This is a genomic window from Sphingobium sp. KKT206, assembly GCF_055640555.1.
The window spans coordinates 401,786-425,361 of the sequence record NZ_CM145764.1 but is presented as its reverse complement, the minus strand read 5'-3'; the positions used below and the strand labels follow the sequence as shown (position 1 = coordinate 425,361).

General features: G+C 63.0%; 24 protein-coding genes and 1 pseudogene. 10 read left to right on the top strand and 15 right to left on the bottom strand.

The window, feature by feature from the left end; translation table 11 throughout:
• Positions 1-43 precede the first annotated feature (43 nt).
• The 4 genes from ACZ2HM_RS02075 to gpmA form a co-directional block, all read right to left on the bottom strand.
• Positions 44-694: a dihydrofolate reductase gene (locus ACZ2HM_RS02075; RefSeq protein WP_156106183.1), complete on the bottom strand. Its 651-nt coding sequence runs from the start codon at positions 692-694 to the stop codon at positions 44-46.
• A gap of 120 nt (positions 695-814) precedes the next feature.
• Positions 815-1,885, bottom strand: a complete 1,071-nt coding sequence (locus ACZ2HM_RS02070; RefSeq protein WP_470426100.1) for a 5-(carboxyamino)imidazole ribonucleotide synthase — start codon at positions 1,883-1,885, stop codon at positions 815-817.
• A gap of 8 nt (positions 1,886-1,893) precedes the next feature.
• Positions 1,894-2,382 (bottom strand): 5-(carboxyamino)imidazole ribonucleotide mutase, encoded by a 489-nt coding sequence (gene purE / locus ACZ2HM_RS02065; protein ID WP_470426099.1) that lies wholly within the window; start codon positions 2,380-2,382, stop codon positions 1,894-1,896.
• 216 nt (positions 2,383-2,598) lie between these two features.
• Complete coding sequence (gene gpmA / locus ACZ2HM_RS02060) at positions 2,599-3,285, bottom strand: 2,3-diphosphoglycerate-dependent phosphoglycerate mutase (protein WP_470426098.1); 687 nt, start codon at positions 3,283-3,285, stop codon at positions 2,599-2,601.
• Between the two features lie 294 nt (positions 3,286-3,579).
• Between gpmA and sppA the strand changes: the two genes are divergently transcribed.
• A complete protein-coding gene (gene sppA, locus ACZ2HM_RS02055; RefSeq protein ID WP_470426097.1) occupies positions 3,580-5,463 on the top strand; it encodes a signal peptide peptidase SppA in 1,884 nt (627 codons plus the stop codon).
• Between the two features lie 199 nt (positions 5,464-5,662).
• Here sppA and ACZ2HM_RS02050 read toward each other — a convergent pair whose 3' ends face one another.
• The 5 genes from ACZ2HM_RS02050 to ACZ2HM_RS02030 form a co-directional block, all read right to left on the bottom strand.
• Positions 5,663-6,304, bottom strand: coding sequence for a trimeric intracellular cation channel family protein (locus ACZ2HM_RS02050; protein ID WP_037475208.1), 642 nt, complete (start codon positions 6,302-6,304; stop codon positions 5,663-5,665).
• A gap of 161 nt (positions 6,305-6,465) precedes the next feature.
• Complete coding sequence (locus ACZ2HM_RS02045; RefSeq protein WP_470426096.1) at positions 6,466-7,773, bottom strand: M20/M25/M40 family metallo-hydrolase; 1,308 nt, start codon at positions 7,771-7,773, stop codon at positions 6,466-6,468.
• Entirely contained in the window at positions 7,773-8,318 is a 546-nt protein-coding gene (locus ACZ2HM_RS02040) for a glutathione peroxidase (RefSeq protein ID WP_470426095.1), read from the bottom strand. The genes ACZ2HM_RS02045 and ACZ2HM_RS02040 overlap by 1 nt, the downstream gene beginning before the upstream one ends.
• Before the next feature lie 34 nt (positions 8,319-8,352).
• A complete protein-coding gene (locus ACZ2HM_RS02035) occupies positions 8,353-9,072 on the bottom strand; it encodes a VIT1/CCC1 transporter family protein (RefSeq protein WP_037473399.1) in 720 nt (239 codons plus the stop codon).
• A gap of 114 nt (positions 9,073-9,186) precedes the next feature.
• Positions 9,187-11,049, bottom strand: a complete 1,863-nt coding sequence (locus ACZ2HM_RS02030) for an ABC-F family ATP-binding cassette domain-containing protein (RefSeq protein WP_470426094.1) — start codon at positions 11,047-11,049, stop codon at positions 9,187-9,189.
• Between the two features lie 140 nt (positions 11,050-11,189).
• Between ACZ2HM_RS02030 and ACZ2HM_RS02025 the strand changes: the two genes are divergently transcribed.
• From ACZ2HM_RS02025 to ACZ2HM_RS02005, 5 genes are all read left to right on the top strand, one after another.
• The gene (locus ACZ2HM_RS02025; RefSeq protein WP_037473396.1) at positions 11,190-11,921 is read left to right on the top strand and encodes an SIMPL domain-containing protein; all 732 of its coding nucleotides are present in this window, start codon (positions 11,190-11,192) and stop codon (positions 11,919-11,921) included.
• An 83-nt stretch (positions 11,922-12,004) separates the two neighbouring features.
• Positions 12,005-12,355: a hypothetical protein gene (locus tag ACZ2HM_RS02020; protein WP_037473394.1), complete on the top strand. Its 351-nt coding sequence runs from the start codon at positions 12,005-12,007 to the stop codon at positions 12,353-12,355.
• Positions 12,356-12,388: 33 nt separating this feature from the next.
• The gene (locus tag ACZ2HM_RS02015) at positions 12,389-13,054 is read left to right on the top strand and encodes a response regulator transcription factor (RefSeq protein WP_037473392.1); all 666 of its coding nucleotides are present in this window, start codon (positions 12,389-12,391) and stop codon (positions 13,052-13,054) included.
• Positions 13,055-13,233: 179 nt separating this feature from the next.
• The gene (locus ACZ2HM_RS02010; RefSeq protein WP_037473391.1) at positions 13,234-14,538 is read left to right on the top strand and encodes a sensor histidine kinase; all 1,305 of its coding nucleotides are present in this window, start codon (positions 13,234-13,236) and stop codon (positions 14,536-14,538) included.
• Positions 14,539-14,607: 69 nt separating this feature from the next.
• Entirely contained in the window at positions 14,608-14,961 is a 354-nt protein-coding gene (locus tag ACZ2HM_RS02005) for a YbaN family protein (protein ID WP_470426093.1), read from the top strand.
• A 5-nt stretch (positions 14,962-14,966) separates the two neighbouring features.
• On the opposite strand, the gene ACZ2HM_RS02000 is transcribed toward ACZ2HM_RS02005, so the two are convergent.
• Positions 14,967-15,431, bottom strand: a complete 465-nt coding sequence (locus ACZ2HM_RS02000; protein WP_470426092.1) for an EF-hand domain-containing protein — start codon at positions 15,429-15,431, stop codon at positions 14,967-14,969.
• A 45-nt stretch (positions 15,432-15,476) separates the two neighbouring features.
• Positions 15,477-16,136, bottom strand: coding sequence for a squalene/phytoene synthase family protein (locus ACZ2HM_RS01995; RefSeq protein WP_470426091.1), 660 nt, complete (start codon positions 16,134-16,136; stop codon positions 15,477-15,479).
• 157 nt (positions 16,137-16,293) lie between these two features.
• On the opposite strand from ACZ2HM_RS01995, the gene ACZ2HM_RS01990 reads away from it, so the two are divergent.
• The 4 genes and pseudogenes from ACZ2HM_RS01990 to ACZ2HM_RS01975 all read left to right on the top strand — a co-directional run bounded on the left by ACZ2HM_RS01990 (position 16,294) and on the right by ACZ2HM_RS01975 (position 19,168).
• On the top strand, positions 16,294-17,928 hold the full coding sequence (locus ACZ2HM_RS01990; protein WP_470426090.1) for a TadE/TadG family type IV pilus assembly protein: 1,635 nt from the start codon (positions 16,294-16,296) through the stop codon (positions 17,926-17,928).
• A pseudogene (locus ACZ2HM_RS01985) lies at positions 17,925-18,041 on the top strand (TadE/TadG family type IV pilus assembly protein); the annotation flags it as partial. The gene ACZ2HM_RS01990 and the pseudogene ACZ2HM_RS01985, both read left to right, overlap by 4 nt.
• Complete coding sequence (locus ACZ2HM_RS01980; RefSeq protein WP_470426896.1) at positions 18,042-18,521, top strand: hypothetical protein; 480 nt, start codon at positions 18,042-18,044, stop codon at positions 18,519-18,521. It abuts the pseudogene before it with no gap.
• The gene (locus tag ACZ2HM_RS01975; protein WP_470426089.1) at positions 18,518-19,168 is read left to right on the top strand and encodes a TadE/TadG family type IV pilus assembly protein; all 651 of its coding nucleotides are present in this window, start codon (positions 18,518-18,520) and stop codon (positions 19,166-19,168) included. Before ACZ2HM_RS01980 ends, ACZ2HM_RS01975 begins: the two co-directional genes overlap by 4 nt.
• 21 nt (positions 19,169-19,189) lie before the next feature.
• Here the strand turns inward: ACZ2HM_RS01975 and ACZ2HM_RS01970 are convergent, their stop codons facing one another.
• The 4 genes from ACZ2HM_RS01970 to eno all read right to left on the bottom strand — a co-directional run bounded on the left by ACZ2HM_RS01970 (position 19,190) and on the right by eno (position 23,435).
• Positions 19,190-20,563: a pyruvate dehydrogenase complex E1 component subunit beta gene (locus ACZ2HM_RS01970; protein WP_037473381.1), complete on the bottom strand. Its 1,374-nt coding sequence runs from the start codon at positions 20,561-20,563 to the stop codon at positions 19,190-19,192.
• A complete protein-coding gene (gene pdhA, locus ACZ2HM_RS01965; RefSeq protein ID WP_470426088.1) occupies positions 20,563-21,636 on the bottom strand; it encodes a pyruvate dehydrogenase (acetyl-transferring) E1 component subunit alpha in 1,074 nt (357 codons plus the stop codon). Before pdhA ends, ACZ2HM_RS01970 begins: the two co-directional genes overlap by 1 nt.
• A 136-nt stretch (positions 21,637-21,772) precedes the next feature.
• The gene (locus ACZ2HM_RS01960; protein WP_470426087.1) at positions 21,773-22,084 is read right to left on the bottom strand and encodes an FtsB family cell division protein; all 312 of its coding nucleotides are present in this window, start codon (positions 22,082-22,084) and stop codon (positions 21,773-21,775) included.
• Positions 22,085-22,160: 76 nt separating this feature from the next.
• The gene (eno, locus tag ACZ2HM_RS01955; protein ID WP_470426086.1) at positions 22,161-23,435 is read right to left on the bottom strand and encodes a phosphopyruvate hydratase; all 1,275 of its coding nucleotides are present in this window, start codon (positions 23,433-23,435) and stop codon (positions 22,161-22,163) included.
• Between the last annotated feature and the right edge of the window lie 141 nt (positions 23,436-23,576).

The following is a 23,576-nucleotide window of genomic DNA, read 5'->3' as shown; positions in this document are numbered from 1 at the left end:
TGGCAATTAGGGATCAAGCGCGCCACAACGCAATCGCCCATTCTTATCGATACTGCATTTGAAGATTTTTGGACGCCATCAAATCAGCGAAATGATTCGTACTGCTTCTGCCACGATTGAGCGATTTTGATTTGTGTTCGAGTATCAAGGCATCTCGTGCTGCTTTGATCTCGCGCGGACGCTTATGCAACATTTCGAAAACTTGAAATGGAGATTCATCGTCTTCAGGAGAGAATTTAACGTCATCACGGCAACGAAGAATCCAGTCGTCTTCGTTTCTAAAAATTTCTTGGTCGAAATATGCATCTGCATTTGGAACAAACTTATCAACCATCGTAATCAGGTATCGATCTACAAGTGGCGAGAATAATTTATAGGTAGCAGCTCCACCTACAACAAATACCTCTTTGCCTTTGCATTTTTCAGCAAATATCAAAGCCTCAGCAACATTCGTAGCTACTTCACTATTATCCGTTTTTTGGAATAAAACAGAGTTATGTGATAGTACGATGTTGTGCCTTTTAGGCAGTGCCTTACCCATAGAATCAAGCGTCTTACGCCCCATGATCACGACCTGATCTAGGGTCTGGTCCCTAAAAAAGCGCAAATCGGTCTTTATCCGCCATGGCAGTTCATTATTACAGCCAATCGCGCCTTGGCTATTCACTGCAACGATAGAGGTCAAACGCTTCATGATGGCCTTTTCCGAATTTATGACGAGGGTAGGAGACTTGGCTTGCCCCCGATAGCCCACACGTCCCTCCCCCTTCACCCAGCCGGATTTTGTTGTGGATGAATTGGGGATAACTTTTCTTTAAAGGCTAAGCCGTGTCACATGGCCCATCTTGCGGCCCGGCCGCGCCTCGTCCTTGCCATAGAGGTGCAGATGATTGGCCGGGTCGGAGAGGATGGCGGCCCAGTCATGCGCGGCGTCGCCGATCAGGTTGCACATCTCCACCCGGCGCGCGGCGAGCGCGGTGTCGCCAAGCGGCAGGCCGCAAATCGCGCGGACGTGATTTTCGAACTGGCTGGTCAGAGCACCCTCGATCGTGCCGTGGCCGCTATTATGGACGCGCGGGGCCATTTCGTTGAACACCGGGCCGTCGGCGCTGGCGAAAAATTCGCAGGTCAGCACGCCGACATAGTCGAGCGCATCGGCGATCTGGCGCGCCAGGGCGCGGGCGGCGGGCACCTGCCCCTCGATCAGCGGCCCGGCGGGCGCGATCGACGTATCGAGAATGCCGTCGACATGGACGTTGGCCGAACTGTCCCAGAAGCGCACTTCGCCATCGACGCCGCGCACCAATATGACCGAAAATTCCTCCGCGAAGGTCACGAAGCCTTCGAGGATCGCGCTTTGACGATCGATCGCGTTCCAGGCGCCGACCGCGTCGCCCGGCTCGTTCAGGCGCGCCTGCCCCTTGCCGTCATAGCCCATGCGGTTGGTCTTGAGGATCGCGCGGCTGCCGATCGTCGCGATCGCCGCTTCCAGATCGTCCAGGCTGTCGACTGGGGCGAAGGGGGCGGTCAGCCCGCCCAGGTCGCAGACGAAGCGCTTTTCGGCGAGCCGGTCCTGCGCCACGCGCAGCGCCTGCGCGCCGGGGCGGACGAGTCCATGGCCCGCCAGCGTTTCGACCGCCGAGGGGGCGATATTCTCGAATTCATAAGTGACGACGTCCACGCCATCGGCAAAGGCCGCCAGCGCGTGCGGATCGTCATATTCGCCCCGCGTCCAGCGCGGCGACACGTCGGCGGCGGGGCCGCTGTCTTCCGGCGCGAAGATATGGGTACGATAGCCAAGCTGCGCGGCGGCGATGGCGATCATCCGGCCGAGTTGGCCGCCGCCGAGGATGCCGATGGTCGAACCGGGCGCGATGGTCGTCATGGGTGCGATCAGTCCTCGACCGTTTCGGCGACCGCGTCGGTCTGTTTGGCGCGCCAGGCGTCGAGCCGGTCGGCGAGCGCCGGATCGTTGGTGGCGAGAATGGCGGCGGCGAGCAACCCGGCATTGATCGCGCCGGGCTTGCCGATCGCCAGTGTCGCCACAGGGATGCCGCCCGGCATCTGGACGATCGACAGCAGCGAATCCATGCCCTTGAGCGCCTTCGATTCGACCGGCACGCCCAGCACCGGCACCCGCGTCATCGACGCACACATTCCCGGCAGATGCGCCGCGCCGCCCGCTCCGGCGATGATGACCTTGAGGCCACGACCGACGGCGCTGGTTGCATAATCATAGAGACGCTGGGGGGTGCGGTGCGCCGACACCACCTTGCATTCATGAGCGACGCCGAGCGCGGCGAGCGTGTCGGCGGCGTGGCGCATCGTGTCCCAATCGGACCGCGAGCCCATGATGATGCCGACCTCGATTGCCCCGCTCATGCCCGTGCGTTCCCCTCATGGCGCGGCCGTTACGGTGCCGCCCGGAAAGCAAAGCCCCTTAGCGGCAGTCGAGACGTTGATCAAACCGCAAATCCTCCCCTGGTAGGGGAGGGGGACCACGAAGTGGTGGAGGGGTGTTACCCTATCGATAGCGGGACCCCCCTCCGTCTGGCCTACGGCCAGCCACCTCCCCTGCCAGGGGAGGATGGAGAAAAATCACCGTTCCGACAGATAATAGCGGTCGATGGCGCTCAGGTCGTCGGCCAGTTCGTAGACGATGGGCTGGCCGGTGGGGATTTCCAGATGGGTGATCTCGTCATCGGGGATGTTGGAGAGATGCTTGACCAAAGCGCGCAGCGAATTGCCGTGGGCGGAAATCAGTACGCGCTTGCCGGCCTTGAGGTCCGGGGCGATCGTCGCGTCCCAATAGGGCAGGACGCGGGCGATCGTGTCCTTGAGGCTTTCCGTCGCGGGAATGGCGATGCCCGCATAGCGGCGGTCCTGACTGAGGTCGAATTCGCTGCCCGCTTCCAGCGGCGGCGGCGGAATGTCGAAGCTGCGGCGCCAGATCTTCACCTGATCGTCGCCATGCTTGGCCGCCGTCTCCGCCTTGTTGAGGCCCGTGAGGCCGCCATAATGGCGCTCATTCAGGCGCCAGTCCTTTTCGACTGGCAGCCACAACCGCCCCATTTCCTCCAGCGCCAGATTGAGCGTCTTGATCGCGCGGGTCTGGAGCGAGGTGTAGCATTGATCGAAATCCAGCCCCTTTTCCTTCATCAACTGGCCCGCGGCGCGCGCTTCGCCCACGCCCTTTTCGGTCACGTCGACGTCCCACCAGCCGGTGAAGCGGTTTTCCAGGTTCCACGACGACTGGCCGTGGCGGATAAGGACGAGAGTGGGCATCGGGCACGTCTCCTGCACAAGAGCGAACATGTAAGTCCCATGACGGGATTATCGCATAAATCGCCCCCCTAAACCCGTTCGGGCTGAGCTTGTCGAAGCCTTGTCCTTCTCTTCAAGAAGTGCAGCCCTTCGACAGGCTCAGGGCGAACGGGGAAAGGTAGGCCGCGATTATGCAACGATCCCCATAGCGACCAAAATCGGGCGCGCAAGGTTGCAGCCGCCCGCATCGCGCCCACATTGCAGTCGATCGGGCGATGGGGTAGCCATGGCGCACAGGGCAGAAGGAACCGGCATTTGGCATTTGTGAAGGGCGCGTGGCGCATCTTGGTGGCGATCAAGGACGGGCTGGTGCTGCTGTTCCTGCTGCTGTTCTTCGGCGCGCTTTATGCCGCCCTCTCCTTCTCGCCCAAGCCCGCCGCCAGCGTGAGCGCAGGCGCGCTGCTGCTCGACCTGGATGGCACGATCGTCGAGCAACCCGCCGAGGTCGATCCCTTCTCGCTGCTGTCCGGTTCCGGTCCCGATATGAAGGAATATCGCCTGTCGGACATCGTGACGGCGCTGGAAGCGGCCAGGACGGATGATAAGGTCAAGGCGGTGGTGCTGGACCTGGATGGCTTCATGGGCGGGGGTCAGGTCGCCATCGCGCGGGTCGGCGAGGCGCTGGACGGGTTACGCGCCGCCAAGAAGCCGGTGCTGGCCTATGCCACCCTCTATACCGATGACAGCTATCAGCTTGCCGCCCATGCGAGCGAGGCGTGGAGCGATCCGCTGGGCGGCGTCGCGATCATGGGACGGGGCGGGTCGAGCCTCTATTATAAGGGGCTGATCGACAAGCTGGGCGTCAACACCCATGTCTATCGCGTCGGCACCTATAAGAGCTTCGTCGAACCCTATATCCGCGCCGACCAGTCGCCCGAAGCCAAGCAAGCAAATCAGGCGTTGGCGGACATACTGTGGCGCAACTGGCAGGATGATGTCGCCAAGGCACGGCCCAAGGCGAAGATCGCGGCCTATGCCGCCGACCCGGTCGCTGCGGCCCGCGCGGCAGGAGGCAATATGGCCAAGGCTGCGCTGACGTCGGGGCTGGTCGACAAGCTGGGCGACGCCACCGCCTTTGGTGCGCGCGTGGCCGAGATTGCGGGTGAGCCGTCCGATGCCAAGGCGGGCAGTTTCGCGAAGATCGACCTGGCCGCTTATGTGAAGGCGCGCAAGCCCGTCAATGACGGGCAGATCGGCGTGCTGACGATCGCAGGCAATATCGTCGATGGCGAGGCTGGCCCCGGCACGGCGGCGGGGGATACCATCTCCGACCTGCTGCTGACCGCGCTCAACGAAAAGGAGTTGAAGGCGCTGGTCGTGCGGGTCGATTCGCCGGGCGGTTCGGTCATGGCGTCGGAAAAGATCCGCAACGCCATCATGACCGCCAAGGCGGACGGACTGCCGGTCGTCGTGTCGATGGGCAATGTCGCGGCCAGCGGTGGCTATTGGGTGTCGACCCCGGCGGACATGATCTTTGCCGAGCCGGACACGATAACCGGATCAATCGGCGTGTTCGGCATTTTGCCGAGCTTTGAAGGGACGCTCGCCAAGATGGGGGTCACGACCGATGGCGTGGCGACGACGCCGCTGTCGGGCCAGCCGGACCTCGCTGGCGGCACATCGCCGCAGTTCGACGCGATCATGCAGATGGGGGTCGAGGATATTTATCGCCGCTTCGTCGGCGTGGTTGCGCAATCGCGCCGCAAAACACCCGAGCAGATCGACGCCATCGCACAGGGTCGCGTCTGGGACGGCGGCACCGCGCGCCAGAACGGCCTGGTCGATCGCTTCGGCGGGCTGGAGGACGCGATCGCCGAAGCGGCGCGCCGGGCGAAGATCGACCCCAAGACAGCGCGCGCTTATCGTATCGAGAAGGCGCCGGACAAATGGGCCGAATGGATCGAGGCGATGGCGGAGCGCGATAGCGACGATGCCAACGCGCCGCGCGACATGCTGGCGCGCCAGGCGATGGTCCAGCGCGGCTGGGCGATGCAGGCGGTTGCGGACGTCAAGGCGCTGGTCATGGGCGCGGGCGTGCGCGCGGATTGCCTGGAATGCCGTGGCTATGGCGCGCCGAGGACGCGCAATGCGGCGGAAGAACGCGGGCTGATGGCGATGCTGGCGGGGTTGTGGGGGTAACGCCCAGTCCCTTCTCCCCAATGGGGAGAAGGATACGAAGCCTTGCCGAACATAGTGAGGTTAGGCGAAGTTGGATGAGGGGGTTCGACGCTGATGTAGCGCGCTTCTGTGAGGGCGCTGCCCCCTCACCCAGCTGCGACTAGGCAGCAAGCTGCCAAGTCTTCGCAGCCCTCTCCCTCAAGGGAGAGGGGTATTGGGGCTACTCCCCATCCCGATACACCGGCAATCCCAGCCCGCGGCGGATCGCCACGGCGCGTAGCGTGAAGCCCAGCAGCGCGGCGATCAGGCCTGCGACCGGCACGTCCAGACCGATGGCGCGCAGCAGCACGAACAGGCCGGAGGCGACGGCGGCTGCGGTTACGTAGAGTTCGGGGCGCAACAGGATGGACGGTTCGCCCGCCAGCAGATCGCGCATGATGCCGCCGACGCAGCCGGTGACGACGCCCATCATCCCGGCGACGAAGGGCGGCACGCCAAAGCTCATCGCCTTGGCCGCGCCGAACACGGCGAAGGCCGCCAACCCGATCGCGTCGAGCCAGTCGAGCGCGCGTTCGCTCCAAAATTTGCGGGGGGTGAACCAGACCATGAGCGCCGCGACCATGCAGGCGATGGCGGGTATGGGGTCAGCGACCCAGAAGACCGGTGCGTCGATCAGCAGATCGCGCACTGTGCCGCCGCCGACGCCGGTGACCAGCGCGAAGAAGGCGAAGGTCACCAGCGTCTGCTGCAACCGCGCAGCGGCCAGCGCCCCGGATGCGGCGAACACGAAGGTGCCGACGATGCTCAATGTTTCGAGCACCGGGCCGATGGTGGTGGCGAGTGAGGCGACGGGGGGAAGCATAGCGCGATCTAACGCTGCTCACCCGCTTGTGTCGAGCGAACCTCATCATATTTCCGTCATTCCCGCGAAGGCGGGAACCCATCTCCTACGCTATCGTCAGGCGCGAGGTTGGGAGATGGGTCCCCGCCTTCGCGGGGATGACGAGGTTCGGTTTCGAGAGTCTATTTCCGCCCTTTTTCGGTCGCGAGGCGGCTCATCAGGATCGCGGCGCGCTTGGCCTGGCGTTTCATGCTCGACAGGTCGGCCTGTTCCGCCGGGCTGTGGTCGCCGGTCGATGTGACGCCGAGGCCGATCAGGCCGTCCACATCCTGCGAGACGAAACTGATATCGCCTGCGCCGCGTTTGAGCGGGTCGAGTTCGGGCATCGTCGCCAGCCCCAGATCGGTGTTGACGCCGTTGAGCTTGGCCAGCAGCGCGCGGTTGCCCGCCGTCGGGGCCATGGAGGGATAGCCCATGTCGAAAGCGATGCTGGCCGAGGTGCCGGGCAGATGCCCTGCCCCGACGATCGCCTGCATCTTGGCGCGCACGCGGGCGGTCTGCTCTTCGCTCAGCGTGCGGAAATCGCCTTTGGCGACAGCGATGGGCGGGATGATGTTGGTCTTGCCCGTCACCGCGATCCGCACGCCGTCCTTGTCCACGTCCGCGCTTTGTCCGCCGCCGATCAGGCCCACATTGAAGGTCAGATTGGGTTCGGGCAGTTCCTTGCGGAAGGCGACGATGATGCGCGCCAGTTCATAGACCGCGCCATCGCCCGCACTGGCGGAGAAGATGCCTGAACTATGGCCAGACTTGCCGGTCGCGGTCAGCGTCCAGCTGTTGGAGGATCGCCGCGCGATCGACCCCATATCCTTGCCATTTTCCTGGCTCAGCCCTTCGAAATCGAGCGCCACATCCGCGCGCTTGCCCGCCTGGATCAGGTCGGCGCGGGCGATGTCGATGGGTTCGCCCGAATCTTCCTCGTCACCGGTCAGCACGACTTCGATATTGGCATTTTTGAGCGTGCCCGCCGCCTGCATCGCTTTCAACGCCAGCAGCATCGTGACGACGCCGCCCTTGTCGTCCGCCACGCCCGGTCCCTTGGCCAGATCGCCTTTGCGCTCGAATGTCTGGAAGGGCGAGTCGGGTTCGAACACCGTGTCGAGATGGCCGATGAGCAGCATCTTGGTGGTCCCGGCGCGGCCCTTATGCACCGCGATCAGGTGCCCGGCGCGTTTGGCGGCGTCCATCGGCTGCCAGGTCACGGTGAAGCCCAGCGCCTCGAACTGCGGGCGCAGCATGTCGGCCACGGCCTTCACGCCCGCGAAATTCATCGATCCGCTATTCTGGTTCACCAGGGTTTCGAGCAGGCCGATCGCGGGCTCATAGCCCGCCTCGACGCTTTGCGTCATGGCGCGTTCGGCGGGCGACAGCGCCGCCATAGCGGGCGTGCCCGCCAGCAGCAGCGCGCCCGCGATCAGGCCTGCCTTCATCACTTAGCGAGTTCCGCTTCGATCGCCGCAACCAGCGCCGCATCGTCGGGCGCGGTGGTTGGCGCAAAGCGGGCGGCGACGCTGCCATCCTTGGCGATCAGGAATTTCTCGAAATTCCACAGCACTTCCGGCACCGGATTGGGGGTCATGCCATAGCCTTTGAGCTTTTCGCGGAAGGCATCGCCCTCGCCCTGCGCTTCCGGCACCGCGCTGGTCAGGGCGGCGTAGAGCGGATGCTTGTCCGGGCCGGTCACCACGATCTTTTCGAACATGGGAAAATCGACGCCGAAATTGGTGGTGCAGAAGGTGGCGATTTCGTCATTGCTGCCCGGCTCCTGCGCGCCGAAATCATTGGCGGGGAAGCCCGCGACCACCAACCCCTTGTCCTTGTAGGCGGCGTACAGCTGCTCCAGCCCTTCATATTGCGGGGTCAGCCCGCATTTGGAGGCGACATTGACGGCCAGAACCACCTTGCCCGCATAGTCGGCGAGGCTGGTGTCGGCACCCTTGATCGTCTTGAGCGGGATTTGCTGAATGTCGGTCATGCTTGGTCTCCTATGGTTGGCACGAACCCTGCCACTATATGGTCGCGCCGAAAAGATGGCCTACGCCGGCGGTCATCGCCATCGCCAGCGCGCCCCACAACAGGGTGCGCAGGATAGAGCGCAGCGGCCTCGCCCCGCCCAGCCGCGCGCCGACATAGCCGAGCAGCGCCAGGCAAAGCAGGCACAGGCCCACGATCGCGACCAGCGCGCTGCCAGCCGGGACGATCGCCGAGACCAGCACTGGCGGCGTGGCCCCCACGGCAAAGCTCGCGGCCGAGGCCAGCGCCGCCTGTACCGGGCGCGCGGTCGCCATGTCCGAAATGCCCAATTCGTCGCGGGCATGGGCGCCCAGCGCGTCGGTCGCCATCAATTGCTCCGCCACCTGCCCGGCCAGATCAGCGGTCAGCCCGCGTTCGACATAGATGTCGCGCAGTTCGATCCATTCGGCGTGCGGCTGGGTGGCGAGCGCGTTGCGTTCCTTGGCGAGATCGGCGCGTTCGGTGTCCGACTGCGCGCTGACGGACACATATTCGCCCGCCGCCATCGACATGGCACCGGCGACCAAGGCGGCGATGCCGGTCAGCAATATCGTCTGACTGCTCGCGCCCGACGCGGCGATGCCCGTCATCAGGCTGGCGGTGGACACGATGCCGTCATTGGCCCCCAGCACCGTGGCGCGCAGCCAGCCGACGCGGTTGACATAATGGACGGCGTGGTGGGGCTGGTCGATTGCCATGTCGGTCTGTGCGTTCATCGGTCCGTCCCCGTTTCAATCTTTTCCCATAACTGCCGTTCGCTTCGAGCGAAGTCGAGAAGCGTTTGCGCTATGGGTTCTCGACTGCGCTCGAACCGAACGGAAACAGATGGCTTAGCCCGCCAACCCTTCGGCCTTTTCCGCCAATTCCAGCCAGCGCATTTCCGCCGCCTCTTTCTCCGCCTTCGCCTTGTCGATCGCCCCGGTCAGCGCGGCGAATTTCTTGGGGTCGCGGGAGTAGAGCGCCGGGTCGGCCAGCGCCTCTTCGTCGCGGGTGATGGCCGCTTCCAATTCCTCGACCCGCTTGGGTAGCAGTTCCAGGTCGCGCTGGTCCTTATAGGTCAGCTTGGCCGAGACGGGCTTGGGTGGTGCGGGCGCGGCGGCGGCTTTCTTCTCGGCCTTGGCGGCCTTGCGCGGGTCGCGCTTGGCGATCCAGTCGGCATAGCCACCGACGATCACATCGACGACGCCGGTGCCGTCCAGCCCCAGCGTGACCGTCACCGTGCGGTCGAGAAAGTCGCGGTCATGGCTGACGATCAGCACCGTGCCGTCATAATCGGCGATCACTTCCTGCAACAGGTCGAGCGTTTCGAGGTCGAGATCGTTGGTCGGTTCATCCAGCACCAAAAGGTTCGATTCGCGGGCGAATTCGCGCGCGAACAACAGGCGCGAGCGTTCGCCGCCGGAGAGGGTCGCGACCTTCGCTTCGGCAAGGCTGGGATCGAACAGAAAGTCCTTGAGATAGCCGTGGACATGCTTGCGCACCCCGCGCACGTCGATCCAGTCGCCGCCCTCGGCCAGCACGTCGCGCACCGTCTTGTCGCCCTGCATCAGGCTGCGCTGCTGGTCGATGAAGATCATGTCGAGCGTCTGGGCCAGCGTCACGCTGCCGCTGTCAGGCGCGAGTTCACCGGTCAGCAGCTTGAGCAGCGTCGATTTGCCCGCGCCATTGCCGCCGACGATGCCGATCCGGTCGCCGCGCTGGATGCGCAGGGTGAAGTCGTCGATGATGACCCTTTCATCACTTCCGTTCGTGTCGAGCGAAGTCGAGACACCTTCGCGCTGCCGCTTCTCGACTTCGCTCGAGGCGAACGGAGATTTAGGAAAGCGCTTCGTGACATGCTCGGCCTTGATGACGCTCTTGGTCTTGCTGTCGTCGCTGGCCACGGCGATCTTCGCGGTGCCCTGCGGCCCCTGCATCGCGGCGCGGGTTTCGCGCATTTCCCATAGCTTGGCGAGCCGCCCCTGGTTGCGCTTGCGACGCGCGGTCACGCCGCGTTCCAGCCAATGCGCCTCGATCTTCAGTTTCGCGTCCAGCTTTTCGGCCGCCCGCGCCTCTTCGGCATAGACCGCTTCCATCCATTGTTCGAAGCCGCCGAAACCGATTTCGCTGCGACGCATGACGCCCCGGTCGAGCCAGAGGGTCTGGCGGGTAAGCCGGGTCAGGAAGGCGCGGTCATGGCTGATGACGACGAACGCGCCATTATAGCGCGCCAGCCAATTTTCCAGCCAATCGATCGCGGCGATGTCCAAATGGTTGGTCGGCTCGTCCAGCAGCAGCAGGTCCGGCTCGCTCGCCAGCGCACGGGCGATGGCGGCGCGCCGCCGTTCGCCGCCGCTTGCCGTCTTCGCTTCGCGCGACAGGTCGATGCCGAGTTGGTCGGCGATCGCCTCTACTTCATGCGGCGCAGGCGCGAACTCGCCCGCCAGCGCAAAGTCATGCAGCGTGGCGAAGGGCGTGACGTCGGGATCTTGCTCCAGCATGATGACCCGCGCGCCCGGTTGGACCGATCGCGTGCCACGGTCCGGCTCGATCAGGCCCGCGACCAGTTTCAACAGGGTCGTCTTGCCCGCGCCGTTGCGCCCGATCAGCGCCAATCGGTCGCGCTGACCGACATGAATGTCGATCCCCTCGAACAACCAGTGGGAGCCCTGGGAGAGGCCAAGATTTTCATAGGAAAGAAGAGGTGCTGCCATGGCCGTGCAGCTAGGCGTTAGCGCGCCGGGGGGCAAGGGCGAAGGAACCGGAAGCTGTCCCACGGCTTTCAACGCATGTCAGCGTCCATTCATCGCAGCCGATACAAAAGACCGGCATCCCCACTGGAGAGTTACCCTTCATGAAATCCGCCCTTGTTCTTCTGGCCCTGGCCAGTGCCGCCCTGCCCGCCATCGCGGCCGCCCAGACCAATGTGACCATCGCCGAGACCGCGCCGGTCGTGACGCTGAACGTCACCGAAAGCGTGGAAGGATCGCCCGACATCGCGACCGTGGGCACGGGCGTCCAGACCCGCGCGCCGACCGCGCAGGCCGCAATGCAGGACAATGCCGCCAAGACGGAGAAGCTGATCGCGGCGCTGGCCCGTGCGGGTATCGCCAAGAAGGACATCCAGACGAGCGGCATCAACCTGAACGCGCAATATGACTATAATCAGCGCGATGGCGAACCCACCGGCCCGCGCTTCATGGGCTATGAAGCGTCCAACACGCTGACCGTCAAGCTGCGCGACGTGAAGAAGGTCGGCTCGCTGCTCGATGCGATGGTCGCGGCGGGAGCGACCAACGTCAATGGTCCGAGCTTTGCGATCGACGATCCCGCGCCGATGCTGGCGCAGGCCCGTGGGCAGGCGTTGAAGAGCGCCAAGGCGCAGGCGGATTTCTATGCCCAGGCAGCCGGTTTCCGCACCGCGCGGCTGATTGCGATCAGCGAAAGCAACAGCGGTGGCCAGCCGCCCATGCCGATGCTCCAGAGCGCCCGCTTCAAGGCGGATTCGGTCGCCGCGACTCCGGTCGAACCCGGCCAGGTCAGCGCTTCGGTGACGCTGACCGTGCAATATGCATTGGATAAATAAGGTTTCGTCTATCCCGTCATGCCTGCATCCGCAGGCGTGACGGGCACGCCGCGAAACAATCCCCATCATTCACCACCTGTTCAATGCCCTGCGCCTATGCCATGCCCATGCTTATGAAGTGGAAAATCCGGCTAGCCTCCATGATGATCGGGATCGGCACGGCGCTCGCGCTGGTGGCAACGATGCCCGTCGCGCAGGCGGGCGGTCGCCGTGACGAACAGGACGCCGCCCGACGTGCGATGCTGGACGGGCATGTCATGCCCTTTTCCATGATCAAGCGGCGGGTCGATGCCCAGATGGGCGGGGCTACCTATGTCGGCAGCGAATTCAACCCCGGTGCCAACCGCTATCGCCTGAAATATGTGAAGGACGGCAAGGTGGTATGGGTTGATGCCGACGGCCGGACAGGCGATATCATCGGCTGGGCGCGCTGACCGCGCTCGCTTTATAATAGAAACGGAAAGCCCATGCGTCTGCTGATCGTCGAGGATGAACCGAATCTGGGCCAGCAGCTCAGGAACACGCTGGAGGGCGCAGGCTATGCCATCGACCTCGCCACCGATGGCGAGGACGGCCATTTTCTCGGCTCCACTGAAAATTACGACGCGGTCGTGCTGGACCTTGGCCTGCCGACGATCGACGGGCTGACGGTGCTGGACCGCTGGCGCAAGGAAGGCCGTGCCTTTCCAGTGTTGGTGCTGACCGCGCGCGACAGCTGGTCGGACAAGGTGGCGGGCCTGGACGCAGGCGCGGACGATTATCTCGCCAAGCCGTTCCAGAGCGAGGAACTGATCGCCCGGCTGCGCGCGCTCATCCGCCGCGCATCGGGCAATGCGTCGAGCGAGCTTACCGCTGGCGACGTGCGCCTCGACACGCGGTCGGGCAAGGTGACGCTGGCCGGCGATCCGGTCAAACTCACTGCGCAGGAATATAAATTGCTGTCCTACCTGCTCCATCACAAGGGCAAGGTGGTCAGCCGCACCGAATTGATCGAACATATTTACGACCAGGATTTCGACCGCGATTCCAACACGATCGAAGTGTTCGTGACGCGCATCCGCAAGAAGCTGGGTGCCGATGTGATCACCACCATTCGTGGTTTGGGCTACAGCCTCGACGAGCCGGGGCGGTAATAGTCGCGGTCCTTTCCACCCGTTCGGTTCGAGCCTGTCGAGAACGGGGCTTGGCGCTCCTGTTCTCGACGGGCGCTTCTCGACTTCGCTCGAAGCTGCTCGAACCGAACGGGGAGTAAATAATGGATAGCGCTGCGCCCCCTCCCCCCGTCCGCTCCACCGGGTCCATCAGCCGCCGGATGATGGGTATCGCCGCGCTGTGGATCAGCCTGTTGCTGATCGGCGGCGGGGTGGCGCTGGACCGGGTGTTGAGCGACGCGATCACCCGCAATTTCGACGATGGCATGAATTATGTGCTTACCGCGATGATCGCGGCGGCCGAGATCGGGCCGGAAGGCGAGGTGTTGTTCAACCGCGAACTCGCCGATCAGCGGTTTCTGGAACCCAATAGCGGGCTTTATTATCAGGTCAGTGCCAAGGGGCATGAGGATTGGCGCTCGCGCTCGCTGTGGGACCGTGCGCTCAAAGTGCCGGAGGAGCATCGCGACCGGCACCTGCATGTCTATGACAGCAAGCAATTCCCCGGCGAGGATCTGCGCATCATGGAGCGGACCGTGGTGCTGCCTGGCTCCGATAGCCGCTGGCTGTTCATGGTCGGCCAGGCGCGGTCCGGGCTGGATGCGCAGATCAAGACGCTGCGCGCCACGCTGTTCCAGAGCTTTGCACTGCTGGCGCTAGGGCTGTTCGTGCTGGCGACGTTGCAGACCTTTTACGGGCTGCGGCCACTGCGCAAGGTGCGGCAGGAAATCGTGCGGATGCGCGATGGGCAGAAAAGCCGCCTGACCGAGCCGATGCCCGCCGAAGTGCTGCCGATGGTCGAGGAATTGAACGCCCTGCTCGCCCATAATGAGCGGCAGGCGGAGGAGGCGCGCACCCATGCGGGCAACCTTGCCCATGCGCTCAAGACGCCGCTGACCGTCATCATGAACGCCGCGACCGCACAATCGCCCGACCTGGGCGAAGCCGTCATCCGCGAAGCGACGACGATGCGGCGGCAGGTCGACCATCACCTCGCCCGCGCCCGCGCCGTCGGACGGCGCGGCGCGGCGCAGAGCCGGGCGGAGGTCTGGGCGAGCCTGACCGCCGTCGAGCGCGCGGTGCAGCGCCTTTATCCGCAGGCGCGGGTGGACATGGATGGCGACAAGGGCGCGGCGGTGCGTGTCGAGCGGCAGGATCTGGACGAAATGCTCGGCAACCTCATCGAGAACGCGGCGAAATATGGCGGCGGATCGGTGTTTGCGACGGTGAAACGCGCGGGCGACATGGTCGAGATCTTGGTGGAGGATGATGGCATGGGCATCCCACTGGAGGAGCGCGTCCGCATCTTCGATCGCGGTGTGCGGCTCGATTCGGGCAAGCCCGGCACCGGTCTTGGTCTAGCCATCGTGCGCGATGTCGCGGAAATCTATGGCGGGTCGGTGCTATTGGAGGAAAGCGAGGATCTGGGCGGGTTGCTGGCGCGTTTGCGGTTACCTGCGGCCTGATCTTTTCCTTGCCACCACGGGTCGCGGTTGCGAAACACTAGAAACACCCCCGTTCCCACAGGACCGATCATGCGACGATATCTCTATTTCATCGCTGGTTGGGCGTCGCTGGGCCTCGGCGCGATCGGCGCGTTCCTTCCCCTCCTGCCGACCGTCCCCTTCATGATCCTCGCGGCATTTTGCTTTGCCCGGTCCAGCCCAACGCTGGAGGCCAAGCTGCTCGACCACAAGCATTTCGGCGCGCATATCCGCCGCTGGCGCGAAGGCGGAGCGATCAGTCGGCGGGGCAAGAAGGCGGCGTTGGGCGCTTTTGCCTTCAGCGTCGTGCTGGCGCTGATCTTCTCCCCCTTTCCCTGGTTCCTGATCCCGATCGCCGCCGCTTTGATTGGCGGGACGTGGATATGGACCCGGCCTGAGGCCTGAACGGCTCAGCAGCGGCATTTGGCTTTGGCGGCGCGTTTGGGCGCGGTCGTGGCAAATTCGGCGGGGGTCAGTTTGGCGTCGCCATCCTTGTCCGCCGCGCCGAAGCGGTCGGATGTCGCCACGGCCCATTCCTCGAAGGACAGCAGATTGTCGCCATTTGTGTCGAGCGCCTTGAACGCCTTGGTCCGGCTGCCCAGCATTTCGATGCGGGTGATGAACTCATCGCGATTGCGGTCATAGCGGGCAAAGCGTCGCTGTTCGCGGCTTTGCGGGCTGGCCTCGGCAGGCATGGGCGGCGCGGCCCCCACGGCATCGGGGTTGCCTTCCGGCAGATTCTCCATAGCAGGCGGCGGTGGCGCGGCCATTGCCAGTTGCGGCGCGGGATCGCTGCTCGCCTGCCCCGACCACCAGAACAGGCCGCCCGCAATCAGCAGCAATGCCGCCATGCCCCCTGCCAGCAATCGCCCCATATGCCTGCTCCCTAGCCCATGCGGTGCGCAGCCTATCGCGTCTGCCTATCGCCCGACAAGTGCGATCCGCAGCAGCCGCCAGGCGAGCGAACGCGGCATGCCGGTGGGCGCGCGCCGTCCGGCCAGCACATCCTGATGCGCCAGCGTGGCCACTATCCGCACCGGCTTCCACGCACGCGGCCAGCGCGCGCCGTCCATCCGTGGCGCGATCTCCCGCGCCAGCGCCAGCGCGGCGTCGGCCAGCGCGGCGTCACCGACATGGCCGGCCATATCCCACAAGGCCCAGACCTGCCCCGCCGCGTCCAGCCAGTCCGGCGCGTCGGCGACATCGGCCAGCGCGCGGAACAGTCCGCCGCCCCGGCCCACGGCATAGGCGCGCAGACCTTCCACATCGATCTCCGGTTCGACCACCAATATTTCCCAGCCATCGATCATCGCGACCAGCCCCGGCGCGGCCATCGCGCCCGTCGCGCGCAGCGCATCGACCACAGGCTCACCCCGCCCCTTGCGCGCGTCGGCGTCATCGATGACGTCATTCCACCAGGCGAGCCGCATCTGCCCGATCGCGGGCTCGCTGGTCGTGCGCGCAACATGGGCGAGCCGCGCGTCGAACGCCCAGAGCGCCCGGTGCCGTTCCGCGCCCGGCCCGGCATGGGCTACCAGCACATCGACCAGCGGCGGCAATTCCTGCGCCAGGCCGCTCATCGGTGCGCACAGCCGCAGAGCAGGCGGGATTGGCGGGTTATCGGTCCTTTAACCATCTTCCTCATACACATTCTAACGAGTGCGCCTGCATAGGCGAAAATAATCTGTCCGGCCCGAAATGGGGGGCGACGGGCACGACATGGGTGATGGCGGACAAATGGGCAAGCAGATCGAACATCCTGTAGGGTTGTTGGCACGGCTGGCGAAGAACCAGGCGGGCAATACGCTGGCGATCGTCGCGGCAGCGCTCATCCCGCTTGCAGGGATGATCGGGGGTGGCCTTGATATCAGCCGTGGCTATCTGGGCCAGACCCGCCTGCAACAAGCTTGTGACGCTGGCGTACTGGCAGGACGCAAATTGATGGGTACCAGCGGCGTGTTGACCAGCGCGGTGACCGATGAAGTCCGCAAATATGTCAAATTCAACTATCCTGACAACTATCTGGGTTCGACGCTTCAAGACGCCAATATCGTCCCGACACTGGGCGCGAACGATCAGATCGTCCTGACCGTTTCCACCACCGTGCCAACCGTCATCATGAAATTGTTCGGCAAGGACGACATGGCTGTTTCCGCCACCTGTAGCGGGCGTAACGATTATTCGAACATCGATATCGTGTTGGTGCTGGATACGACCGGTTCAATGGCGTGCAAGCCGGAGTTCACGGCCACCGAATGTTCGAATTGGATCAACAATAACAACCGGGCTGGCAAAACCATGACGGTGGACGGCAAGACCGTTACCTATGTCCTCGAACAAACGAATAGTGGCGCAAATATCTCGCGGATGCAGGCGCTGCGCACCGCCTTGGCTAACTTGCAAACGCAGATGGCAACGATCGAAAGCCAGTTCAACATGACCGAACAGGGCAAGCGCAAACGCGTGCGCTGGTCGATCATTCCTTTTTCGCAGATGGTCAATCCCGGTTTCAGCAAAGGCTCTGCCGGAACGACACTCTACGCGCGGCAGCCAGGTTGGTTCAACACGACGGGCACATATCGCGCCTACACCTGCGGTTGGTATTATTGCAGCTATCCCGACAATATCGTGTCCCACGACAGCACTTGGATGCGCGACACCTGGGATGGCTGCGTCGAAGAACAAAGCACCAGCAATAGTATCACATCGACATCCAGCACGGTTCCTGCGACGGCCTACGATATGAACTACAATACGGTGCCGACATCTACTGCCACACGCTGGACGGTTGCCGATCCTTCAAAAGTCGGCACCGCCCAATATGCGTGCCCTAAAGCCATGCGCGAAATGCAGCAAATGACGGCTTCCCAGTTCAACGATTATTTCAGTCTGACAAATGGCTTCGCGGCCAATGGCGGCACCTATCTCGACATCGGTTTGTTGTGGGCGGCCCGACTGCTATCGCGCAATGGCAATTGGGCGTCGGACAATCCAGCCACCTACAATACTTATCCCGTGAATCGCTATGTCATTTTCATGACTGATGGTCAGATGGAAACGGGTAATACAGGCTATGGTGCATATGCGCAGGAAACGACATGGCGGCGGGTCGCGGCCAATGGCACCGTAGCGACTTCCAACACTAATCACACCGCCCGCATGCTCATCACCTGTGCCGCCATCAAGAATATGGCGAGCACAAAAATCTATACCATCTCCTTCGGTGCCGGAGCACCGCTCAGTCAGGATCTCATCGACTGCTCATCCGGCGCAAAAAATGAATATGCGTTCGAGGCGGCTAATGCCTCCGATCTGAACAATGTCTTCCGCGACATCGGCGAAAATATCGGGTCTTTGAGGTTGGCGCAGTGACCGTTTTCTCCCGCCTTTCGCCTAGGCTGTCCCAAGATCAGCGGGGCGCGTCCGTGCCGGAATTCGCGCTCATCCTGATACCGCTATGCCTGATTCTGTTCGGCGGATTGGACATGGGATATCAAATCTATGTGCGGTCGGTACTACTGGGCGCGATGGAGCGCGCGACCCGCCTCACGACATTGCAGACCGTGGACAGCACAGCGGTTGAGGACGACATTAAAGCAACCGTCCAGCGCCTGGCTCCTAACGCGACGGTCCGCACGACCAAGGGCAGTTTCCTGCAATATAGCCAGATAAACGCGATGGAACGGTTGACCAAGGATTCGAACAATAATGGCACGCTCGACAGCGGCGATTGCTGGGAAGATGTCGATGACAATGGCGAGCGCAATGTGGTGACGGAGGGCAAGACCGGCATCGGCGGCGCGGACGACATCGTCCGGTACAACACCGTTGTCACCTACGATCGCATCGTGCCGATCTATCGTTTCGTCGGGATCGGCAATAGCGTCACGCTGACAGCGACTACAATGACACGCCGGCAGCCCTATGAATTGCAGAGCGTCCTAACCCCCAAGTGCAAGGCATGACCATGGCCATCGGCAAGCGGCTTCGCCAGTCCTTTCGCGAGATTAGGCGCAATATCAGAGGGGTTGCGGCGATTGAGTTCGCGCTGGCGCTGCCTGTTCTCATGGGTCTTACCCTCTATGGTGCCGAGGCGGCGAATATGGCCTACACCTCGCAAAAGATAGGCGACATTGCGACCCTGACCGCAGACAGCATTTCCCGCATTCGGCTCAGCATCTCGAACGGCGACGTGTCCGATGCTCTAGGCGGCATCAAAATATTGGGCGATAGCATCGATCTGCGCAATAATGGTCGGATCATCGTGTCCAGCATCGCGCCGGTGCTGGACAATTCCAACACTGTCACCAATCAAAAACTGCGCTGGCAGCGTTGTTCCGGGGCGTTGGTCAAGACATCGGCCTTCGCGACCACAGAGAACAGCAATATCGGCGTCGACGGTATGGGACCGGAAAACCGAAAAATCGCCGCCACGAAGGGTAGCGAACTGATCTTCGTCGAGGTCTATTATACCTATCGACCGCTCATTTCGGCATCTTTCTTCGGCACGCCGCAAATGTCGGCCTATGCCGCTATGGCCGTCCGCGAACGGACGGCCAACGATCTATTGACGAATGGCACCAATTCGCCCTGCACTACCTACGCCGCCTGACGGCGGCGTAGGTATTTTGGTTCAGCGATAGCAGACCTTCTTTGCCGCCTCGACCACGCGTGCGGCGTCGATCAGCGCGGCTTTTTCAAGGTTTGCGGCATAGGGGAGCGGCACGTCTTCGTTGGTGACGCGCAGCACCGGGGCGTCGAGATCGTCGAAGCCCTTTTCCATGACGACGGCGGCGATTTCCGACGCGATCGAGCAGGTCGGCCAGCCTTCTTCGACCACGACGATGCGGTTGGTCTTCTTGAGGCTTTCCAGCACGGTCGCGGTGTCGAGCGGGCGCAGCGTGCGCAGGTCGATGACCTCCGCGTCGATACCCTCTGCGGCCAGCGTTTCAGCTGCATCGAGCGCGAGGCCGACGCCGATCGAATAGCTGACCAGCGTCACATCCTTGCCCGGCCGCATGATCCGCGCCTTGCCGATCGGCAGGACATAGTCATCGACCTTGGGCACGTCGAAGCTGCGGCCGTAGAGCAGTTCGTTTTCCAGGAACACGACCGGATCGGTCGAGCGAATCGCCGCCTTGAGCAGCCCCTTGGCATCGGCCGCGTCATAAGGCGCGATGACGATCAGGCCGGGGACGGCGGCATACCAGGGTGCATAATTCTGGCTATGCTGCGCGCCGACGCGGCTGGCCGCGCCGTTGGGACCACGGAACACGATCGGGCAGCGCATCTGGCCGCCGGACATATAGTTGGTCTTGGCCGCCGAGTTGATGATGTGGTCGATCGCCTGCATGGCGAAGTTGAACGTCATGAACTCGACGATCGGGCGCAGGCCGCCCATAGCCGCGCCCGTGCCGATGCCGGCAAAGCCATATTCGGTGATCGGCGTGTCGATGACGCGCTTGCCACCAAATTCGTCCAGCAGACCCTGGGTTACTTTGTAGGCACCCTGATATTCGGCCACTTCCTCGCCGATCACGAACACGCGCTCATCAGCGCGCATTTCTTCGGCCATCGCGTCGCGCAGGGCTTCGCGGACCGTCGTTTTGACGAACTCGGTGCCTTCGGGCAGGTCCGGGTCAGCGACGGTCGCCTTGGCTTCCGACGCCAGCTTGGCGGTGCCGCTTTCGGCCTTTTTGGGCGCTTCGGCTTCAGCCTTGGCAGGCGCAGCCGCCGCCTTGGGCGCGGGTGCTTCGTCCTCGCCCTCTTCACCGGCCATCGTCGCGATGACGGTGCCGACCTTCACGCCTTCGGACCCTTCGGCGATCATGATCTTGCCGATCTTGCCCTCATCGACGGCTTCGAATTCCATCGTCGCCTTGTCGGTTTCGATCTCGGCCAAAATATCGCCGGACTTCACTTCGTCGCCTTCCTTCACCAGCCACTTGGCCAACGTGCCCTCTTCCATCGTCGGCGAGAGCGCCGGCATCTTGATTTCGATACCCATTAATATTGCTCCACCAGCACGTCGGTATAGAGTTCGGCCATGTCCGGCTCAGGCGAAGATTCGGCGAAATCGGCCGCTTCGCTGACGATCTTGCGGATGTCCTGGTCGATCTTCTTGAGTTCGTCCTCACCCACGCCATGTTCGGCGAGATAGGCCTTGGCGCCCTCGATCGGGTCGGACTTGTCGCGCATCGCCTGCACTTCTTCGCGCGACCGGTACTTGGCCGGATCGGACATGGAGTGGCCGCGATAGCGGTAGGTCTTCATTTCCAGCAGGATCGGGCCATTGCCGCCCTGCACCCACTTCAACGCTTCCTCGGTTGCGCCGCGCACGGCCAGCACGTCCATGCCGTTGACCTGGATGCCGGGGATGCGGAAACTTTCGCCCCGGCGATAGAGCTGGTCTTCCGCCGAAGAACGGTTGACGCTGGTGCCCATGGCGTATTGATTATTCTCGATAACGAAAATGATCGGCAGCTTCCACAGCTCGGCCATGTTGAAGGATTCATAGACCTGGCCCTGGTTGGCCGCGCCATCACCAAAATAGGCGACGCACACGCCGCCATCGCCATTATATTTGTGCGCGAAGCCGAGGCCCGCGCCGAGCGATACCTGTGCGCCGACGATGCCGTGGCCGCCGAAAAATTTATGTTCGACGCTGAACATATGCATCGAACCGCCCTTGCCGCGCGAAATGCCCGCGCCACGGCCGGTCAGTTCGGCCATGATGACGTTGGGATCGATGCCATAGGCCAGCATGTGGCCGTGGTCGCGATAGCCGGTGATAACGCTGTCCTTGCCGGGCACGAGTGCCGACTGGATGCCGACCGCAACCGCTTCCTGGCCGATATAGAGGTGACAGAAGCCGCCGATGAGACCGAGGCCATACAACTGGCCCGCTTTCTCTTCGAAGCGGCGGATGAGGACCATCTGCCGGTAGAATTCCAGCAACTCTTCCTTGCTGGCCTTGTAATCGGTCGGAGTGTCGGGGCGAGGCCGGTTATGGTCCGCGCCGACCGGGCTTTTCGCCTCGGCCTCTGCGCGGGTCGGGCGCGGCGTCGTTGGTTTCGCCAAGGCTCTTATCCTCTTGCGTGGGGTAGGATGGAAGGAAGCCCGATATAGCGGCAGAGTTGCATATATTGCAACGGCGGACCCGACGGAATCCGGGCCAAAGCTATCATCTTGGGCTAATATTGGTCGCGGCGAAGGCTCAGTTGAGCGGCACGATCACTTCATCATGGTGAATGACGCCAAGCTGGCGGCGGATCAGTTCGTCCGACAGATCGGGATCGACACGGCGTGGGTTGAGCAGGTCGACCCGGTTGCGCAAGTCGGCGCGCGCTTGCTGCACCCGCTTGAGTTCAGCGTTGGCCGCGCCGAGCTGACGCGAATAGTCGCCCCAGGCGAGGATGCCGTTCGACCCCACGACGACATAGCCCGCGAAGGACAGCAGCAGAAGCAGCGCGATCGCAGGGCCAAGGGCCGAGAATAAAAGGAGACGTAGCTTCGCGATGTGCGCCATCGCCCACAAGAATCACAAGAAAAGGTCGGCCGCAAGCGAATTTTGTCGAACTTGCGGCCAACCGAAGGAAAGCCGATCAGCGGAAGATGGAGCGTCCGGCATAGACGGCGACATCGCCCAGTTCTTCCTCGATGCGGATGAGCTGGTTATACTTCGCAAGCCGGTCCGACCGCGCGAGCGAGCCGGTCTTGATCTGGCCGCAATTGGTGGCGACGGCGAGGTCCGCGATGGTCGCGTCCTCGGTCTCGCCCGACCGGTGCGACATGACGGCAGTGTAGCGGGCGCGGTGCGCCATATCGACGGCCGCCAGCGTTTCGGTCAGCGTGCCGATCTGGTTGACCTTCACCAGCAGCGAGTTGGCCAGGCCCATGTCGATGCCCATCGACAGGCGCTTGGGGTTGGTTACGAACAGGTCGTCGCCGACCAGCTGCACCGAACCGCCGATCTTGTCGGTCAGCGCCTTCCAGCCTTCGAAATCATCCTCGCTCATGCCATCCTCGATCGACTTGATCGGATAGTCGGCACACAGGGCGGCGAGATAGTCGGCCATTTCAACGGGGCTGAGCGACAGACCTTCGCCCGAAATCTCGTACTTGCCGTTCTTGAAGAATTCCGTCGCGGCGCAATCGAGCGCCAGCATGACGTCGTCGCCCGGCTTGTAGCCAGCCTTTTCGACCGACAGCATGATGAAATCGAGCGCATCGCGGGTCGAGGCGATGTTGGGCGCGAAGCCGCCTTCATCACCGACCGACGTCGCCAGCCCCTTGTCGTGCAGGCCCTTCTTCAACGTGTGGAAGATTTCCGACCCGATCCGCACGGCATCGGCGATGCTTTCAGCACCGACCGGCATGATCATGAATTCCTGAAAGTCGATCGGGTTGTCGGCATGTTCGCCGCCGTTGATGATGTTCATCATTGGCACTGGCAGCACATGCGCCGACACGCCGCCGACATAGCGATAGAACGGCAGGCCTCGCGCATCGGCAGCGGCTTTTGCCACCGCCAGGCTGACGCCCAGGATCGCGTTGGCGCCCAGGTTCGACTTATTGTCGGTGCCGTCGAGCGCGATCATCGCGGCATCGACTTCGCCCTGATCTTCGGCATCGAAGCCGATCAGTTCGCCCGCAATCTCGTCATTGACGGTATCGACCGCCTTCAACACGCCTTTGCCCATATAGCGGCTCTTGTCGCCGTCGCGCTTTTCCACCGCTTCATAGGCACCAGTCGATGCGCCCGACGGCACCGCCGCGCGGCCGAAGCTGCCATCCTCCAGCATGACGTCGACTTCGACGGTGGGGTTGCCACGGCTGTCGAAAATCTGGCGGGCGTGAATGTCGAGAATGGCGGTCATGATCGCTCCCTGCACTGACAATGGGCGGGCAACCCTGATGGCGGCCCCTCCCCTGTTTTTCCGCGCTCCGCTTAGCCAGCAGCCCGGCTATTGGCAATGCAGGGCTTGCACGCATCGGAAAAATGCCGATGGTCGAAAATG

Excerpts from the sequence above, each read along its gene's own strand:
- ACZ2HM_RS02075 (WP_156106183.1), bottom strand. The coding sequence starts at position 694 with ATGAAGCGTTTGACCTCTATCGTTGCAGTGAATAGCCAAGGCGCGATT.
- ACZ2HM_RS02070 (WP_470426100.1), bottom strand. The coding sequence starts at position 1,885 with ATGACGACCATCGCGCCCGGTTCGACCATCGGCATCCTCGGCGGCGGC.
- purE (WP_470426099.1), bottom strand. The coding sequence starts at position 2,382 with ATGAGCGGGGCAATCGAGGTCGGCATCATCATGGGCTCGCGGTCCGAT.
- gpmA (WP_470426098.1), bottom strand. The coding sequence starts at position 3,285 with ATGCCCACTCTCGTCCTTATCCGCCACGGCCAGTCGTCGTGGAACCTG.
- ACZ2HM_RS02050 (WP_037475208.1), bottom strand. The coding sequence starts at position 6,304 with ATGCTTCCCCCCGTCGCCTCACTCGCCACCACCATCGGCCCGGTGCTC.
- ACZ2HM_RS02045 (WP_470426096.1), bottom strand. The coding sequence starts at position 7,773 with ATGAAGGCAGGCCTGATCGCGGGCGCGCTGCTGCTGGCGGGCACGCCC.
- ACZ2HM_RS02040 (WP_470426095.1), bottom strand. The coding sequence starts at position 8,318 with ATGACCGACATTCAGCAAATCCCGCTCAAGACGATCAAGGGTGCCGAC.
- ACZ2HM_RS02035 (WP_037473399.1), bottom strand. The coding sequence starts at position 9,072 with ATGAACGCACAGACCGACATGGCAATCGACCAGCCCCACCACGCCGTC.
- ACZ2HM_RS02030 (WP_470426094.1), bottom strand. The coding sequence starts at position 11,049 with ATGGCAGCACCTCTTCTTTCCTATGAAAATCTTGGCCTCTCCCAGGGC.
- ACZ2HM_RS02025 (WP_037473396.1), top strand. The coding sequence starts at position 11,190 with ATGAAATCCGCCCTTGTTCTTCTGGCCCTGGCCAGTGCCGCCCTGCCC.
- ACZ2HM_RS02020 (WP_037473394.1), top strand. The coding sequence starts at position 12,005 with ATGCCCTGCGCCTATGCCATGCCCATGCTTATGAAGTGGAAAATCCGG.
- ACZ2HM_RS02015 (WP_037473392.1), top strand. The coding sequence starts at position 12,389 with ATGCGTCTGCTGATCGTCGAGGATGAACCGAATCTGGGCCAGCAGCTC.
- ACZ2HM_RS02010 (WP_037473391.1), top strand. The coding sequence starts at position 13,234 with ATGATGGGTATCGCCGCGCTGTGGATCAGCCTGTTGCTGATCGGCGGC.
- ACZ2HM_RS02005 (WP_470426093.1), top strand. The coding sequence starts at position 14,608 with ATGCGACGATATCTCTATTTCATCGCTGGTTGGGCGTCGCTGGGCCTC.
- ACZ2HM_RS02000 (WP_470426092.1), bottom strand. The coding sequence starts at position 15,431 with ATGGGGCGATTGCTGGCAGGGGGCATGGCGGCATTGCTGCTGATTGCG.
- ACZ2HM_RS01995 (WP_470426091.1), bottom strand. The coding sequence starts at position 16,136 with ATGAGCGGCCTGGCGCAGGAATTGCCGCCGCTGGTCGATGTGCTGGTA.
- ACZ2HM_RS01990 (WP_470426090.1), top strand. The coding sequence starts at position 16,294 with ATGGGCAAGCAGATCGAACATCCTGTAGGGTTGTTGGCACGGCTGGCG.
- ACZ2HM_RS01980 (WP_470426896.1), top strand. The coding sequence starts at position 18,042 with ATGGGATATCAAATCTATGTGCGGTCGGTACTACTGGGCGCGATGGAG.
- ACZ2HM_RS01975 (WP_470426089.1), top strand. The coding sequence starts at position 18,518 with ATGACCATGGCCATCGGCAAGCGGCTTCGCCAGTCCTTTCGCGAGATT.
- ACZ2HM_RS01970 (WP_037473381.1), bottom strand. The coding sequence starts at position 20,563 with ATGGGTATCGAAATCAAGATGCCGGCGCTCTCGCCGACGATGGAAGAG.
- ACZ2HM_RS01960 (WP_470426087.1), bottom strand. The coding sequence starts at position 22,084 with ATGGCGCACATCGCGAAGCTACGTCTCCTTTTATTCTCGGCCCTTGGC.
- eno (WP_470426086.1), bottom strand. The coding sequence starts at position 23,435 with ATGACCGCCATTCTCGACATTCACGCCCGCCAGATTTTCGACAGCCGT.